This is a genomic window from Luteimonas huabeiensis HB2, assembly GCF_000559025.1.
Taxonomy (GTDB): Bacteria; Pseudomonadota; Gammaproteobacteria; order Xanthomonadales; family Xanthomonadaceae; genus Luteimonas; species Luteimonas huabeiensis.
This window is the reverse complement of sequence record NZ_JAAN01000001.1, coordinates 15,189-29,780: the sequence shown is the minus strand read 5'-3', so window position 1 is coordinate 29,780 and position 14,592 is coordinate 15,189. Positions and strand designations below refer to the sequence as shown.

The following is a 14,592-nucleotide window of genomic DNA, read 5'->3' as shown; positions in this document are numbered from 1 at the left end:
GTGCTCTTTCGAACGTCTGCTTACTTTGGAGGTCTTCACCCCCGCCAGACGTCCGCACAAGTCTCCTGCGTACACTGTCAAAGATCACAGGAACCGGCCTCAGCGCCGCCTTCCTTCAACCCCGTGCGTTTCGCCCCGGGAGCCGCACATCATAGCGCGGTTTTCGCTTCCGTCAACACCTCTGTCGAGGGCCGCTTCGGCCGCCTCGCGCGCCGTTCAGATCGGCCGCCGCGGTGGCGAGCCGCGCATTGTGCAGCGTCGCGCGAAAAGATGCCAGCGTTTTTTCGCCGCGCGCGCTCAGTCGAGCACGCGGCAGAACACCGCCTTGAGATAGCGCGACTCCGGCACGTCGGCCAGGAACGGATGGTCGGGGCCGGCGCCGGCCACGCGCAGCACCTGCACGCTGCGGCCGGCGTAGAACGCCGCGCGGCGCAGCATGTCGAGGAACTGCTCCTCGCTCACCAGGCCGGTGCAGGAGAAGGTGGCGAACAGGCCGCCCGGCGCGACCACGCCCAGCGCCAGCTTGTTCATGTCGAGGTACTTCTTGAGCGCGGGGATGACCTGTTCGCGGTCGCGGGTCATCTTGGCCGGATCGAGCACCACCACGTCGTAGCGCTGGCCCGCGGCGGCGGCGTCGCGCAGCCAGGGGAAGACGTCGGCCTGGACGAAGCGCACCCGCGCGTCGTTGAGACGCGCGTTGCCGCGCGCGATCTCGAGCACGGCCTGGTCGATGTCGATGCCGGTCACCTCGGCCGCGCCGCGCACGGCCGCGTACACGCCGAAGCCGCCGGTATTGCAGCACAGGTCGAGCACGCGCTTGCCGGCGACCCGGTGCGAGAGCCATTCGCGGTTCTCGCGCTGGTCGGCGAAGAAGCCGGTCTTGTGCGCGCCGGCGGGATCGGCGCGGAAGCGGATGCCGTGCTCGACGATGACCGCGGGCGCGACCGGCTCGGTGCCGCGGAAATCGAACGATTCCTGCTTCTGCACGTGCTCGTCGGCGAAGCTGTAGAAACGGCAGCCGGGGAACTGCGCGCGCAGGGCGTCGTAGATCCATTCGCGGTAGCGGAACATGCCCGCGCTGAAGAACTCCACCACCAGCAGGTCGCCGTAGCGGTCCACCACCAGACCGGACAGGCCGTCGCCCTCGCTGTGGACGACGCGCCAGGCGTCGGAGACGTCGTCCAGGCGCAGGACCTCGCGGCGCAGGCGCACCGCCTCGGCGATGCGACGCGCGAACCAGCCGGCATCGACCGCGACGTCGGGATCGGTCTCGAGGATGCGCACGGCGATGCGCGAATGGCCGTTGTAGAAGCCGCGGCCGATCCAGGCGCCGTCGACGCCCTCGACCTCGACGAGGCTGCCGGGCTTGGGCCGCTGCGCCGGCTTCTCGACCAGGCGCTGGAAGATCCACGGATGGGTGGACCGCCACGCGTTCTTCAGGCGGACGGTCGGCAGGGGAGAGGCGTTCATCCGCGGATTTTACGCGAGCCGGCCGGCGGAGCAGGGCGGCGCGGGGCAGGGCGCGGCGGATGGGCGACAGCATCCCGCCGGCGGCGCGCTTGCATCCGGCGCGCGCGGCGCCATCCTGGCCTGCATGCACCTCGACATGCCCGACGCCCCCAGCGATCCCGAAGCGCAACGCGCGGCCGACCGCCGCCGCCTGCGCACGGCGGCGAAGGCCTCGGTGTGCTTCGTCGCCCTGCTGGGCGCGGTCTTCGGCCTGCAGGCGATGGGCGACTGGTCGCGGTACGCGGTGCGCCCGCTCGATGCCGCCGGCCTGCTGGGCGTGCTGACCGCGCCGCTGCTGCACGGTTCGCCCTCGCACCTGGTCGCCAACGCCTCGGCGCTGCTGGTGCTGGGGACCCTGGCGCTGGTGGTCTACCCGCGCGCCACGCTGCGCGCGCTGCCGCTGATCTGGCTGGGCAGCGGGCTGGGCGCCTGGCTGCTGGGCGATCCGGGCTCGCGGCACCTGGGCGCGAGCGGGCTGACCCACGGCCTGATGTTCCTGGTGTTCGTGCTCGGGCTGCTGCGGCGCGACCGGCCGTCGATCGCCGCCGGCATGATCGCGTTCCTGTTCTACGGCGGCATGCTGCTGACCGTGCTGCCGCAGGACCCGGGCGTGTCCTGGCAGTCGCACCTGGGCGGCGCGCTGGGCGGGGTGATCTCGGCCTGGCTGTTGCGCCGGGCCGATCCGCAGGCGCCGCGCAGGCGCTATAGCTGGGAACTGGAAGAGGATGAGGCCGCGCACGATACGACCGCCCGCGACACGCTCGAGCCGGCCCGGCCCGACGAGGTGCCGGTGCTGTGGGAGCGTCCGGAACCGTCGCGCGGGGTGGTGCTGCCGTTCACGCAGCGGCGGCGCGACGAGTAGGGCGGCCCGGGCCGGCGGCGGCGCGGCCGGCACGCTCTAGAATCCGGGCATCGCGCGCGCCGCGCCGGCCGGACCCGGAACGCCATGCCCAGACCGCTTCGCCTCCTCATCGCCCTGCTCGCGCTCGGCGCCCTGCTGCTGGTGGGCTGGCGCTGCCTGCGCGATCCGTCGACGGCCCCGGCCCCGCCGGCCGCGCCGGCGCTCGAGGCCGGCGAGGCGGCCGATGCCAGCCCGCAGTCCGAAGACCCGGCCGCGCAACGTATCGCCGCCGACCTGCGCAAGCTGGCCGACGATGGCATGGAGGGCCGCGAGACCGGCAGCCGCGGCTACGAACTGGCGGCCGCCTACGTGGCCGCGCGCCTGGCCGAGGCGGGCCTGGAGCCGGCCGGCGACGATGGCGGCTTCTTCCAGCGCGTGCCGCTGCTGCGGGCCGTCGCGCTGGAGCGCGGCGCGCGCCTGGCGGTGCTGCGCGGCGGCCGCACCATCGAGCTGCGCTACGGCGAGCACTTCCTGCCGTGGGCGAACTTCGACGCGCCCTCGCACCACGTGGAGGCGCCGGCGGTGTTCGTCGGCCACGCGATCCACGCCCCGGAGCTCGGCCACGACGACTTCGCCGGGCTCGACCTCGCGGGCCGCATCGCGGTGCTGCTGCCGGGCGCGCCGGAATCGTTCGACGCCCATCAGCGCGCGTTCCATTCGGCCCAGCGCGAGAAGCTGGCGGCGATCGCCGAGCGCGGCGCGATCGGCGCGGTGTGGGTGTCGACGCCGGAGTCCGAGGCGCGGGTGCCGTGGGCGCGGCAGCGCGCGAGCGCGGGCAACGCGGCGATGCGCCTGCGCGACGCCGGCGGCGGCGCGATCGACGGTTTCCCGCAGCTGCGGGCGGTGGCGACGGTGGCGGCGGCGGCGGCCGACTTCGTGTTCGCCGACGACGAGCGCCATGCCGCGCAGCTGTTCGACGCCGCGCGCGCCGGCACCCTGCGCGGCTTCGCGCTGCCGGGCACGCTGGCGATCGCCGGGCGCACCCGCATCGAGCCGTTCGAGTCGCGCAACGTGGTCGCGCGGTTGCCGGGGCGCGATCCGGCGCTGGCCGCCGAGCAGGTGGTGCACACCGCGCACCTGGACCACGTGGGCATCGGCGCGGCCGATGCCGAGGGCGACCGCATCCACAACGGCGCGCTCGACAACGCGCTGGGGGTGTCGATCATGCTGGAGACCGCGCGCATGCTGGCCGCGGAGCAGGCGCGGACCCGCCGCTCGCAGGTGTTCGCGGCGCTCACCGGCGAGGAGCAGGGCCTGCTCGGCGCGCAGTGGTTCGTCTCGCGCCCGGGCGCGCCGCGCGCGGCGATGGTGGCCAACCTCAACATCGACATGCCGGTGCTGCTGGCGCCGAGCACCGACGCGGTGGTCATCGGCGGCGAGCACTCCAGCCTCGGCGATGCGGCCGCGGCGGCGGCGGCGGAGATCGGCCTGCCGCTGTCGCCGGATCCGTTCCCGGAGGAGGCGACCTTCGTGCGCAGCGATCACTACGCGTTCGTGCGCGCCGGCATCCCGGCGGTCTACCTGGACGGTGGCACGATCTCCGCAGACGGCGAGCGCGATCCGAAGCGCGCGCTGGCCTACTTCCTGCGCAACTGCTACCACCAGCCCTGCGACGACGCCTCGCAGCCGATCCAGTACGACGATGCCGCGCGCCTGGCGCGGCTGTCGGCGGCGCTGGCGCGGCGGATCGGCGACGACGAGGCGCGGCCGCGCTGGCGCGACGGCGACTTCTTCGGCGAGCGCTTCGGCACGCCGTGAGGACGGCGCTGGCGCTCGGGCTGATCCTGGCCGCGACGGCGACGGCACCGGCGGCGCGCGCCGAGTGCCTGGACTGGGACGCCGAAGACGTGGAGATCCGCAGCGGGGCGGTCGGCGATGGCGCGGTCTACCTGCAGGCGAGCCGGCCGGCCGGCTTCGGCCACTTCCACCAGGCGCTGGCGATCGCCTGGACCGATGCCGCGGGCGCGCCGCGCCGGCAGACGCTCTACGACCGCCTGGGCAGCGAACGCTTCGCCGAGCCGCGCGCCGTCCGCGACGGGCTGGCGGTACGCGCGACCGAATGCGAATTCCGCGGCGTCTGCCGCGCCCGCGAGGACACCTGGACCCGAACCGCCGGCGCGGCCGCCTACACGGGATGGAGCGCGTGGGCGAACGTCGTCCACGATCCCGACGACGAACGGCGCTACGCCTCGCCCGCGCCGCCCGCGCGGCCGGCGGACGCCAGCGACTGCCCGCCGGACGCGCCGTTCGCGCGCTTCTTTCCGCAGCGTCCGCGGATGCGGTAGCGGCGGCGCCTGCCGACGGCAGCGCGCGGGATAATGCCCGGATGCGCAGAACGCTGACCCCCGCCGAGCGGATCGGCCTGTCCATCGCCGTGGCCACCGGCCTCTACGGCATCTCCTTCGGCGCGCTGGCGGTGGCCGCGGGGCTGTCGCCGTGGCAGGCGATCGCGCTGAGCCTGCTGATGTTCAGCGGCGGCTCGCAGTTCGCCTTCGTCGGCACCATCGCCGGCGGCGGCGGCGGCGCGGCGGCGTTCGGGGCGGCGACGCTGCTGGGGGTGCGCAACGCGGTCTACGGCATGCAGATCAACCGCCTGCTGCGCCCGCGCGGCTGGCGGCGGCTGGCCGCGGCGCAGTTGACCATCGACGAATCCACCGCCACCGCGTCCGGCCAGCTCGAGCCCGCCGAGCAGCGCCGCGGCTTCTGGACCGCCGGCCTCGGGGTGTTCGTGCTGTGGGGGCTGTTCACCGCGCTCGGCGCGGCGCTGGGCGATGCGCTGGGCGATCCGCGCCGCTGGGGCCTGGACGGCGCGGCGGTGGCGGCGTTCCTGGGCCTGCTGTGGCCGCGCCTGCGCGGACGCGAGCCGGTGGCCATCGCCGCCGCCTGCGCGGTGGCGACGCTGGTGGCGGTGCCGTGGGCGCCGCCCGGCGTCCCGATCCTGGTCGCGGCGGCGGTGGCGGCGCTGCTGGGGGCGCTGCGGCCGGACCGCGGCGCGGCCGCGGGGCGGGTGCGCTGATGTCGCTGTGGGGGTGGATCCTGCTGGCGAGCGCCGCGGCCTTCGCCACCAAGCTGGCCGGGTATCTGGTGCCGGCCGCCTGGCTGGAACGCCCGCGCGCGGCGCGGATCGCGGCGACGCTGACGATCGGCCTGCTGGCCTCGCTGACCGCGGTCAACGCCTTCGCCAGCGGCAACGCGCTGGCGCTCGATGCGCGCGCCGGGGCGCTGGCGGCGGCCGCGTGCGCGCTGGCCCTGCGGGTGCCATTCCTGGGCGTGGTGGTCGCCGGCGCGGCGGCCGCCGCGCTGCTGCGCGCGGCCGGCGTGCCCTGAGCCGCGCCTTCAGCCGCCGACAGGCGGCGCGCGGCTATGCTCGCCGCAGTCTTCGCCGCAGGTTCCGCATGGCCCGTCCTTCCGCTTCCGCCGCGCTGCGCCACGCATGCCTCGCGCTCGCGCTGATGGCGCTGGCCGCGTGCGGCCGCGAGCAGATCCGCCCGGAGCCGCCGCCGGCGGCGACGACGCAGACCGTCCCGGCGCCGCCGCTGCGCATCGGCCTGGCGCTGGGCGGCGGCGCGGCCAAGGGCTTCGCCCACATCGGCGTGATCAAGATCCTGGAGGCCAACGGCATCCAGGCCGACGTGGTCGCCGGCACCAGCGCCGGCAGCGTGGTCGGCGCGCTGTATGCGAGCGGGCTCGACGCCTTCGCGATGCAGGAGCGCGCGGTGGCGCTCGACGAGGCCAGCATCCGCGACGTGCGGCTGTTCTCCGGCGGGCTGGTGCAGGGGCAGAAGCTGCAGGACTACGTCAACGCGCAGGTCGGCGGGCGGCCGATCGAGCGCCTCGACAAGCCGTTCGCCGCGGTGGCCACGCGCCTGGACAGCGGCGACCGGGTGGTGTTCGTGCGCGGCAACACCGGGCAGGCGGTGCGGGCGTCGAGCAGCGTGCCGGGCGTGTTCGAGCCGACCCGGATCGGCCGGCACAGCTACGTGGACGGCGGGGTGGTGAGCCCGGTGCCGGTGGATGCCACGCGCCAGCTGGGCGCCGACCTGGTGATCGCGGTGGACATCTCCACCCGCGCCAGCGGCACCACGCCGCAGCACCTGCTCGGCATCGTCAACCAGTCGATCGCGATCATGGGCCAGCGCCTGGGCGCCGAGGAACGGGCGCGCGCCGAGGTGGTGATCCGGCCGCAGGTCGACGAGATCGGCCCGGCCAGCTTCGAGCAGCGCGCGCAGGCGATCCTGCAGGGCGAGCGCGCGGCGCTGGCGGCGATGCCGCGGATCCGCGCGGCGATCGAGCGCCGGCAGCGCGAGCGCGCGGCGGCGCTGGCGCCGCGGCCGGCGCAGCCGCAACCGGCGGCCGACGAGGTCGACTGCGGCGGCACCTGGGTGCGGCGCCTCAACCCGTTCCGCCGCAACGCCGACGTCTGCGGCTGACGGCGTGGCGGTCGGGGCGCGTCACTCGCGCGCCAGCGGCAGGCCGCCGAAGCGCTTCACCGTGCGCAGCACGAAGCTGGAATTGACGTCGGCCACGCCGCTTTCGTTGAGCAGGCGGTCGAGCAGGAAGCGCGAGAAGTGGTCCAGGTCGCGCACCACCACGTGCAGCAGGTAGTCCATGTCGCCGGTCAGCGCGTGGCAGGCGACCACCTCGTCCCAGGCCTCCACCGCCGCGGCGAAGCGCTCGACCGGCGCCGAGCCGTGTTTCTCCAGCTGCACGCGCACGAAAGCCTGCAGGCCCAGGCCCACGCGCTCGGGATCGACCTCGGCGCGGTAGCCGGCCACCACGCCCTCGCGCTCGAGCCGCTGCACCCGGCGCAGGCAGGCCGAGGGCGACAGGTGCACGCGCTCGGCCAGCTCGGCGTTGGTCAGGCGGCCGCCGCGCTGCAGCTCGGCGAGCAGGTGGAGATCGGTGCGGTCGAGCGTGGCCTGCGGCATGATGTTGCGCTTTCCTGCATTCGTACGCACGAATATTGCTCCGGACCTCGCATCCTCCGCAACAACGCAAGCCCATTGCGCGGCGCCGGCGCTAGTCTGGAGGGCCTATCCGGTCCCCAGGAGCGCGCCATGAACGCCGCCAACGCCGCACCGCGACGCGTGGAGAACCTGCACACCGACAAGGGCAAGGTGCCGGTCTACGCGACCGGCATCGTCGAGCAGCCCTGGGACGGCTACAGCGACGACGACCACGCCACCTGGGCGACGCTGTACGCGCGCCAGCGCGAACTGCTGCGCGACCGCGCCTGCCGCGAGTTCCTGGAGGCCCAGGACGCGATGGGGATGACGCCCGACCGCATCCCGAAGTTCGCCGAGCTGGACGTGGCGCTGCGCGCGGCCACCGGCTGGCGCCTGATCGGGGTGGAGGGCCTGCTGCCGGAGCTGGACTTCTTCGACCACCTGGCCAACCGCCGCTTCCCGGTGACCTGGTGGATCCGTCGGCCCGACCAGATCGACTACATCGAGGAGCCCGATCTCTTCCACGACCTGTTCGGCCACGTGCCGCTGCTGATGAACCCGGTGTTCGCCGACTACATGGCCGCCTACGGCCGCGGCGGCGTCAAGGCGCACGCGATCGGACCCGAGGCGCTGCAGCAGCTGACCCGGCTGTACTGGTACACGGTGGAGTTCGGATTGATCGACACGCCCGAGGGCCTGCGCATCTACGGCGCCGGCATCGTGTCGTCGAAGGGCGAATCGATCCACGCCCTGGAGAGCCCGGCGCCCAACCGCATCGGCTTCGAGCTCGAGCGCGTCATGCGCACGCGCTACCGCATCGACACCTATCAGAAGACCTACTTCGTCATCGACAGCTTCGAGCAGCTGATGGCGGCGACCGGGCCGGACTTCGCCCCCATCTACGCGCGTCTGGCGGCGCAGGATTCGCTGCCGGCCGGCGAGGTGCAGGCCGGCGACCGCGTCTACCAGCGCGGCAGCGGCGAGGGCTGGGAGGACGGCGGCGACGTCTGAGCCGCGCGGCACGCGTCGTTGATCGCTTCTGGATGCGGTTGCCGGCACACTGCACCGCCGATCCACGTCCGAACCGCCCATGCTCCTGACCTGTCTGGCCTGCGCGCTCGCGCAGGCGGGCGGCGTCGCGCCCGACGCCGCCGCATCCCTCGCCCGCGCCGATGCGACCGATCTCGATCGCGTCGTGGTGCAGGCCAGCCGCCTGCGCGGCGTCGATGCCTTCGAGATGCCGGTCTCGACCGCCACCGTGTTCCTGGACGAGGCCGGCGACCGTCCCGGCGCCGACGTCTCCGAAGCGCTCGGCGGACTGCCCGGCGTGCTGGCGCGCGACCGCCAGAACCTCGCCCAGGACACCCAGCTGTCGATCCGCGGCTTCGGCGCGCGCGCGACCTTCGGCGTGCGCGGCGTGCGCCTCTACGCCGACGGCATCCCCGCCTCGATGCCCGACGGGCAGGGCCAGCTGTCGCACTTCAGCCTCGCCGGCGGCGACCGCATCGAGGTGATCCGCGGGCCGTTCTCGGCGCTGCACGGCAACTCCTCCGGCGGCGTGCTGCAGATCTGGAGCGCCGACGGCGCCGCGGGCGATCCCTGGCACGTGCGCGCCAGCGCCGGCGGCGACGACCGCCGGACCATCGCCGCGCAGCTGCTCGGCGCCGGCGGGACAGTGGGCTACAACCTGGCGCTGTCGCGCCACCAGACCGACGGCTGGCGCGAGCACAGCGCCGCGCGCCGCGACGTGGCCAACCTCAAGCTCGGCATCGACTTCGGCCAACGGCGCCGGCTGGACCTGGTGGCCAACTGGATCGACGTGCCCGAGGCGCAGGACCCGCTCGGCCTGACCGCCGCGCAGGCGCGCGAGAACCCGCGCCAGGCGGTGGCGGTCGCGCGCCAGTACGACACCCGCAAGTCGGTGCGGCAGGGACAACTGGGCGCGATCTACGAGCACGGCCTGGGCGCCGCGCAGACGCTGCGGCTGACCGCCTACGGCGGCGAACGCGACGTCGAGCAGTTCCTGCCGATCCCGCCGGGGCCGCAGGCCAATCCGCTGCACGCCGGCGGGGTGATCGGCCTGGACAACCGCTACGACGGCCTGGACGCGCGCTGGTCGCACGAAGGCGCGCTGGCGGGGCGGCCGCTGGAAGCCACCGTGGGCGCCAACCGCGACCGCCAGCGCCAGCACCGGCGCGGCTGGGAGAACTTCGCCGGCGACGCGCTGGGCGTGCGCGGGCGGCTGCGCCGCGACGAGCGCAACCGCGTGGACAACACCGACGTCTACGCGCAGGCGTGGTGGCGGGTGGCGCCGCGCTGGTCGCTGCTGGCCGGCGTGCGCCACAGCGAGGTGCGCTTCGTCTCCGACGACCGCTACGTCACCGCGGCCAATCCCGACGACAGCGGCCGCGTGCGCTACCGGCAGACCGCGCCGGTGGCCGGGGCGAGCTTCGCGCCGCGCGAGGACCTGCGGCTGTACGCCTCCGCCGGCCGCGGCTTCGAGACCCCGACCTTCAACGAGCTGTCCTACCGCGCCGACGGCGGCGCCGGGCTGGCCTTCGACCTGCAGCCGGCGGTCAGCGACAACCTGGAGCTCGGGCTGAAGTGGCGCCTGGACGACGGCGGCGCGCTGGAGGCGGCGCTGTTCCGCGCGGACACCGACGACGAGATCGCGGTGGCGCGCAACAGCGGCGGCCGCAGCAGCTTCCGCAACGTCGGCCGCGCGCGGCGCCAGGGCGCCGAGGCGCTGCTGGCGCTGCCGCTGGCCGAACGCTGGGACCTGCGGCTGGCCTACACCTGGCTGGACGCCACGTTCCGCAGCGCCTACCGGGTCTGCCGCGGCGCCGGCTGCACCGTGCCCGACACCGAAGTGCCGGCCGGCACGCGCATCCCCGGCCTGCCCGAACACCAGGCCAGCGCGCAGCTGCGGTGGCGGCAGGGCGACTGGACGGCGGCGCTGGAGGGCGAGGCCGCCAGCGCGGTCGGCGTGGACGATCTGGGCAGCGAATCGGCGGCCGGCTACGCGGTGTTCCACCTGTCGGCCGCGCGCGACTGGCGGCTGGCCACCGGCGCGCTGCGCGCGTTCGCGCGCGTGGACAACGTGTTCGACCGCCGGCGCATCGGCTCGGTGATCGTCAACGAGGGCAACGGCCGCTACTACGAACCGGGCACGGACCGGCGCTACACCGTCGGCCTGCAGTGGACCTGGGACCATCGGCCCTGACCGCGCCGCGGCGCGCGCGGCCAGGGGACGCGCGCGCTATGATGGGCGGCCGCACGCCGCGTTCAGGCGGCGGCGCCGTCCTCCAGCCAGCGAGTCCGCCGTGTCCGTTTTCGCGCATGTTGAACAGGTCCCAGGCGATCCGATCCTGGGCCTGACCGAGGCCTACAACGCCGATGCCCGCCCCCACAAGGTGAACCTGGGCGTGGGCATCTACTACGACGAGGACGGGCGCATCCCGTTGCTGCGCGCGGTGGGCGAGGTCAAGCGCCGGCTCGCCGAGGAGGGCGTGGCCCGCGGCTACCTGCCGATCGACGGCCTGCCCGCCTACACCCGCGCCACCCAGCGCCTGCTGTTCGGCGCGGACTCGGCGCTGCTGGCCGAGGGCCGCGTGGGCACCGCGCAGACGGTGGGCGGCAGCGGCGCGCTGCGCGTGGGCGCGGAGCTGCTGCGCATGGCGCTGCCGGCGCCGCGCATCGCCATCAGCGACCCGAGCTGGGAGAACCATCGCGCGGTGTTCGGCGCGGCCGGCTTCGAGGTGCTCGGCTACACCTACTTCGACGCCGCGCGCCATGGCCTGGATTTCGACGGCATGCTCGCCGACCTGCGCCGGCTGGAGCCGGGCACGGCGGTGCTGCTGCACGCCTGCTGCCACAACCCGACCGGCGCCGACCTCAGCATCGAGCAGTGGCGCCAGGTGGCCGCGTTGCTGGCCGAGCGCGGGCTGGTGCCGTTCGTCGACATCGCCTACCAGGGCTTCGACAAGGGCATCGACGAGGACGCCGCGGCGATCCGCCTGCTGGCGGAATCGGGCATCCCCAACTTCCTGGTCGCCAGTTCCTACTCGAAGTCGTTCTCGCTCTACAGCGAGCGCACCGGCGCGCTGTCGGTGGTCTCGGCCGATGCCGACGAGGCGCGGCGCGTGCAATCGCAGATCAAGCGCCTGATCCGCGCCAACTACTCCAGCCCGCCCGCGCACGGCGGCCTGCTGGTGGCCGGCGTGCTGGAGGATGCCGAGCTGCGCGCGGCCTGGGAGCGGGAACTGGGCGAGATGCGCACGCGCATCCATGCGCTGCGCGCGGGGCTGGTCGAGCGCCTGCAGGCGCTGGGCGCCGGCGACTTCGGCTTCATCGCCGACCAGGCCGGGATGTTCTCCTACTCCGGCCTGAGCCGGGCGCAGGTGGAGCGCCTGCGCGAGGAATTCGCCATCTACGCCGTCGGCACCGGCCGCATCTGCGTGGCCGCGCTCAACGACCGCAACCTGGATGACGTCGCCGAGGCGGTCGCCACGGTCAGCCGGGCCTAGAGCGCAGGCCCCGCCCGCGGGCGGGGCGCGCGCAGCAGCGGCCACCAGCCGGCCAGGCACAGCGCCACGATGCCCAGGCGCTGCGGCCAGCCCAGCGCCGCCGCCAGGGCGTTGAACGCCAGCACGTTGACCAGCAGGTGGAACAGCGCGACCACCAGCACCGCGCCGGTGCGGGCCGCGAGCCGGTCCAGCGCCAGGCTGGCGAGGACCAGGCACGCCAGCAGCCCCAGTTCCCGCGCCCAGCTCGCGTCCGGCGCCAGGAACGAGAGGTGCCAGACGTACCAGGCCGTGCCCACGGCGAGCGATCGCGCGAACGCCGGCCACGGCGCCAGCAGGTTGTGCAGCGCGCCGCGCCAGCCCGATTCCTCCATCGCGCAGTAGATCAGCACGGTGATGCCGAGCACGCCGCCGGTCCAGGCGCCGGGCCCGTTCGCGCCCACCAGCGCGAACGCGAGCACCGCCACCGCCGCCATCGCGAGCGGGACCGCCGGCCGCGCGCCGAGCAGGGTCACCGGCCGCCGCCAGCGTCGCCCGCAGCGGGTCAGCCAGAGGGCGGCGGCGAGGACGCCGGCGCTCTCGAGCAGGCCGGCCAGCACCGGGACGCCGCCCGGGGCCCAGGCCGGGGCCGGGATCGCCCCCAGCCGGAACGGCGCGGTCAGCAGGACCGCCAGCGCGAGGAATTCCAGCAGCGTGGCGCACCGGCGAGATGCGTCGGCACGCGCGCCCGCGGGCTCAGCCGGCATGGAAATGGCCGTGGAAGCCGAGCGGGAACGCATAGGGCAGCCAGGCGGTGGCCAACGGGCCGTCGCCGATCCGGCGCGCGTCGAGCACGGCGATGCCGCTGCGCTCGCGCACCGGGTCGAGCAGGGTGCCGACCAGCCAGCCGTCGTCCGGCCGGTCGCTGCCGGGCCGCGGCACGAACACGTGTTCCTCGGCGAGGATGTCGCGGCCGTAGCGGTGCGCCTCGCGGCGGCCGGTGGCCGGGTCCAGGCGCTGCACCGCGTTGAAGTAGGGCGCGGCGGCCTCGCCGACGGTGGTGGGCATGTACAGCCGCGCGCCGCGGTCGCCCGGCGTGCGCGGGTCGAACATCGGGAATTCGATGCCGCTGTCCTCGTGCAGATCCCAGCGCGCGCGCCCGCGCCGCAGGTCCAGCCGCAGCTCGGCCAGGCGCGCCCGGGTGCCGGGGTCGGCGTGGCCGCGCATCGCCCCGCGCATCGGCGAGCGGGCCTCGGCCGGGTCGGCGTGGTGGACGGCGCGCACGACGATCTCGCCGTCGCGCTCGAAGGCGTCGCCGAAGTGGTAGACCGCGGCGAAGCCGACCTCGAAGCGGCGGGCGATCCGGTCGGGCGCGGCCTTGTCCACCACCAGCACGTTGCAGGCGCGCTGCGGCGCGAACGACATGCTTTCGAAGAACGAGCCGGCGGGCACGTAGTCGAACGGCGTCAGCACGAACACCAGGTGGCGGTCGGTCTGCACGAAGGCGTGCAGGTAGCCGGGCTCGCCCATCTCCAGCACGTGCGCATCGATCAGGTCGCCGCCGGCGCCGATGCGCCAGACCAGCAGGCCGGCGCCGCCCATCAGCGCCAGCGCGCCGAAGTTCCACCAGCTGCCGTCGCGATCCTGCAGCGGGTGCGCGGAGAACGGCAGCGCCTGCAGGTCCGCGCGCCAGGTCGTCGCGCCCAGGGTGTCGAGCGCGTCGGGATCGAGCTCGAAGGCGGAGCCGGCCTCGCACAGCGCGAACAGGCGGCCGCCGATGACCGCCACGGAGGTGTTGGCGGCGTTGGCGTCGTCGTTGTTGCGGATCGGCGCCGGATCGGGAACGGTGGTGCCCGCGGCCAGGGTGTTGAAGCGGCCGGCCGCGCGCTCGCGGCGGAACTTCGGGGTCTCGACCATGCGCCCGCGATGGGTCACCGTGCCGGCGCCGAAGCGCCAGCCGTGGACCATGCCGTCGCCGTCGAACCAGTGTTCGTAGCGGAAGCCGTCGCGTTCGAACCAGGCCGGGCCGTTGCGGTACAGGGTGCCGGACAGTCCCTCGGGCAGGCGGCCCTCGACCTGCACGACGGTCGGCCCGAACGCCTCCGCGCGCACCTGCCGCCAGCCGGCGAGCCAGGGGCGTTCGCGCAGGCCGGCGGCGAACTCGGCGGGATCGCCGGCCACGGCCTCGCCGCCGCGCAACAGCGCCGGGCCGAGCGCGGCGGCGGAGACGCCCGAAAGCAGGTTGCGCAGGAAGCGGCGACGGTCCATGACGGTCCCCCGGATGCTCAGCGGATCGCGATGTCGAGGACCACGCCGTCCTCGCCGAGCTCGAACGCGGCCTCGTCGAAGGTCGGCCGGCGCATGACCCGGGGGTTGCGGCTGAAGCCGTAGCCTTCGACCGGCACGCCGGCGAGATTGGCGTCGAGGCGGCCGTTGCCGTTCTCGTCGTGGATCGCCATCACCGCGTAGCGGCCGGGGGCGACGTCCTCGAAGGCCAGCTGGGTGACCTCGCCGGTGGGCGCCAGCTCGCGGGCGGCGACCGGCGCGGCGTCGCCGGCATAGCCCGCGGCGTCCACCAGCGCGACCTGCAAGCGGCCCTCGGCGGTGCGCGCGCCGTGCAGGTTCACGGCGACCTCGGCGGCCGCGGCGGGCGCGAGCGCGGCGGCGGCGGCGAGCACGGCGAAGGGCAGGACGAACGAGGGCGGGTTGCGGCGCATGGCGGCTCCTGGCGAGC

At 74.8% G+C, this 14,592-nt stretch carries 14 protein-coding genes; 9 read left to right on the top strand and 5 right to left on the bottom strand.

Annotated elements, in window-relative coordinates; genetic code table 11:
* Positions 1 to 297: 297 nt before the first annotated feature.
* Complete coding sequence (locus tag Z164_RS0100135; RefSeq protein WP_024888723.1) at positions 298 to 1,470, bottom strand: class I SAM-dependent rRNA methyltransferase; 1,173 nt, start codon at positions 1,468 to 1,470, stop codon at positions 298 to 300.
* A gap of 136 nt (positions 1,471 to 1,606) precedes the next feature.
* Between Z164_RS0100135 and Z164_RS0100130 the strand changes: the two genes are divergently transcribed.
* The 6 genes from Z164_RS0100130 (at position 1,607) to Z164_RS0100105 (ending at position 6,840) form a co-directional block, all read left to right on the top strand.
* The gene (locus Z164_RS0100130) at positions 1,607 to 2,371 is read left to right on the top strand and encodes a rhomboid family intramembrane serine protease (RefSeq protein WP_043688787.1); all 765 of its coding nucleotides are present in this window, start codon (positions 1,607 to 1,609) and stop codon (positions 2,369 to 2,371) included.
* Positions 2,372 to 2,455: 84 nt separating this feature from the next.
* Complete coding sequence (locus tag Z164_RS0100125; RefSeq protein WP_024888721.1) at positions 2,456 to 4,168, top strand: M28 family metallopeptidase; 1,713 nt, start codon at positions 2,456 to 2,458, stop codon at positions 4,166 to 4,168.
* Positions 4,165 to 4,695 (top strand): hypothetical protein, encoded by a 531-nt coding sequence (locus Z164_RS0100120; RefSeq protein ID WP_024888720.1) that lies wholly within the window; start codon positions 4,165 to 4,167, stop codon positions 4,693 to 4,695. Before Z164_RS0100125 ends, Z164_RS0100120 begins: the two co-directional genes overlap by 4 nt.
* A 41-nt stretch (positions 4,696 to 4,736) precedes the next feature.
* Positions 4,737 to 5,426 (top strand): AzlC family ABC transporter permease, encoded by a 690-nt coding sequence (locus Z164_RS0100115; RefSeq protein WP_024888719.1) that lies wholly within the window; start codon positions 4,737 to 4,739, stop codon positions 5,424 to 5,426.
* Positions 5,426 to 5,737: an AzlD domain-containing protein gene (locus tag Z164_RS0100110; protein WP_024888718.1), complete on the top strand. Its 312-nt coding sequence runs from the start codon at positions 5,426 to 5,428 to the stop codon at positions 5,735 to 5,737. Before Z164_RS0100115 ends, Z164_RS0100110 begins: the two co-directional genes overlap by 1 nt.
* 68 nt (positions 5,738 to 5,805) lie before the next feature.
* The gene (locus Z164_RS0100105) at positions 5,806 to 6,840 is read left to right on the top strand and encodes a patatin-like phospholipase family protein (RefSeq protein ID WP_024888717.1); all 1,035 of its coding nucleotides are present in this window, start codon (positions 5,806 to 5,808) and stop codon (positions 6,838 to 6,840) included.
* 21 nt (positions 6,841 to 6,861) lie between these two features.
* Here the strand turns inward: Z164_RS0100105 and Z164_RS0100100 are convergent, their stop codons facing one another.
* Positions 6,862 to 7,338, bottom strand: coding sequence for an Lrp/AsnC family transcriptional regulator (locus Z164_RS0100100; RefSeq protein WP_024888716.1), 477 nt, complete (start codon positions 7,336 to 7,338; stop codon positions 6,862 to 6,864).
* A gap of 129 nt (positions 7,339 to 7,467) precedes the next feature.
* Between Z164_RS0100100 and phhA the strand changes: the two genes are divergently transcribed.
* From phhA to Z164_RS0100085, 3 genes are all read left to right on the top strand, one after another.
* Positions 7,468 to 8,367, top strand: coding sequence for a phenylalanine 4-monooxygenase (phhA, locus tag Z164_RS0100095; RefSeq protein WP_024888715.1), 900 nt, complete (start codon positions 7,468 to 7,470; stop codon positions 8,365 to 8,367).
* Positions 8,368 to 8,446: 79 nt separating this feature from the next.
* Complete coding sequence (locus tag Z164_RS0100090; RefSeq protein ID WP_024888714.1) at positions 8,447 to 10,579, top strand: TonB-dependent receptor family protein; 2,133 nt, start codon at positions 8,447 to 8,449, stop codon at positions 10,577 to 10,579.
* Between the two features lie 100 nt (positions 10,580 to 10,679).
* A complete protein-coding gene (locus Z164_RS0100085; protein ID WP_024888713.1) occupies positions 10,680 to 11,882 on the top strand; it encodes an amino acid aminotransferase in 1,203 nt (400 codons plus the stop codon).
* Here the strand turns inward: Z164_RS0100085 and Z164_RS21190 are convergent.
* From Z164_RS21190 to Z164_RS0100070, 3 genes are read right to left on the bottom strand one after another with little or no spacing between them, the layout of a single operon-like run.
* On the bottom strand, positions 11,879 to 12,625 hold the full coding sequence (locus Z164_RS21190; protein WP_024888712.1) for a CPBP family glutamic-type intramembrane protease: 747 nt from the start codon (positions 12,623 to 12,625) through the stop codon (positions 11,879 to 11,881). The two genes, Z164_RS0100085 and Z164_RS21190, sit on opposite strands and share 4 nt — an antisense overlap.
* Positions 12,615 to 14,126: a carotenoid oxygenase family protein gene (locus tag Z164_RS0100075; RefSeq protein WP_024888711.1), complete on the bottom strand. Its 1,512-nt coding sequence runs from the start codon at positions 14,124 to 14,126 to the stop codon at positions 12,615 to 12,617. Before Z164_RS0100075 ends, Z164_RS21190 begins: the two co-directional genes overlap by 11 nt.
* A gap of 17 nt (positions 14,127 to 14,143) precedes the next feature.
* On the bottom strand, positions 14,144 to 14,575 hold the full coding sequence (locus Z164_RS0100070) for a DUF2141 domain-containing protein (RefSeq protein ID WP_024888710.1): 432 nt from the start codon (positions 14,573 to 14,575) through the stop codon (positions 14,144 to 14,146).
* Positions 14,576 to 14,592: the final 17 nt, after the last annotated feature.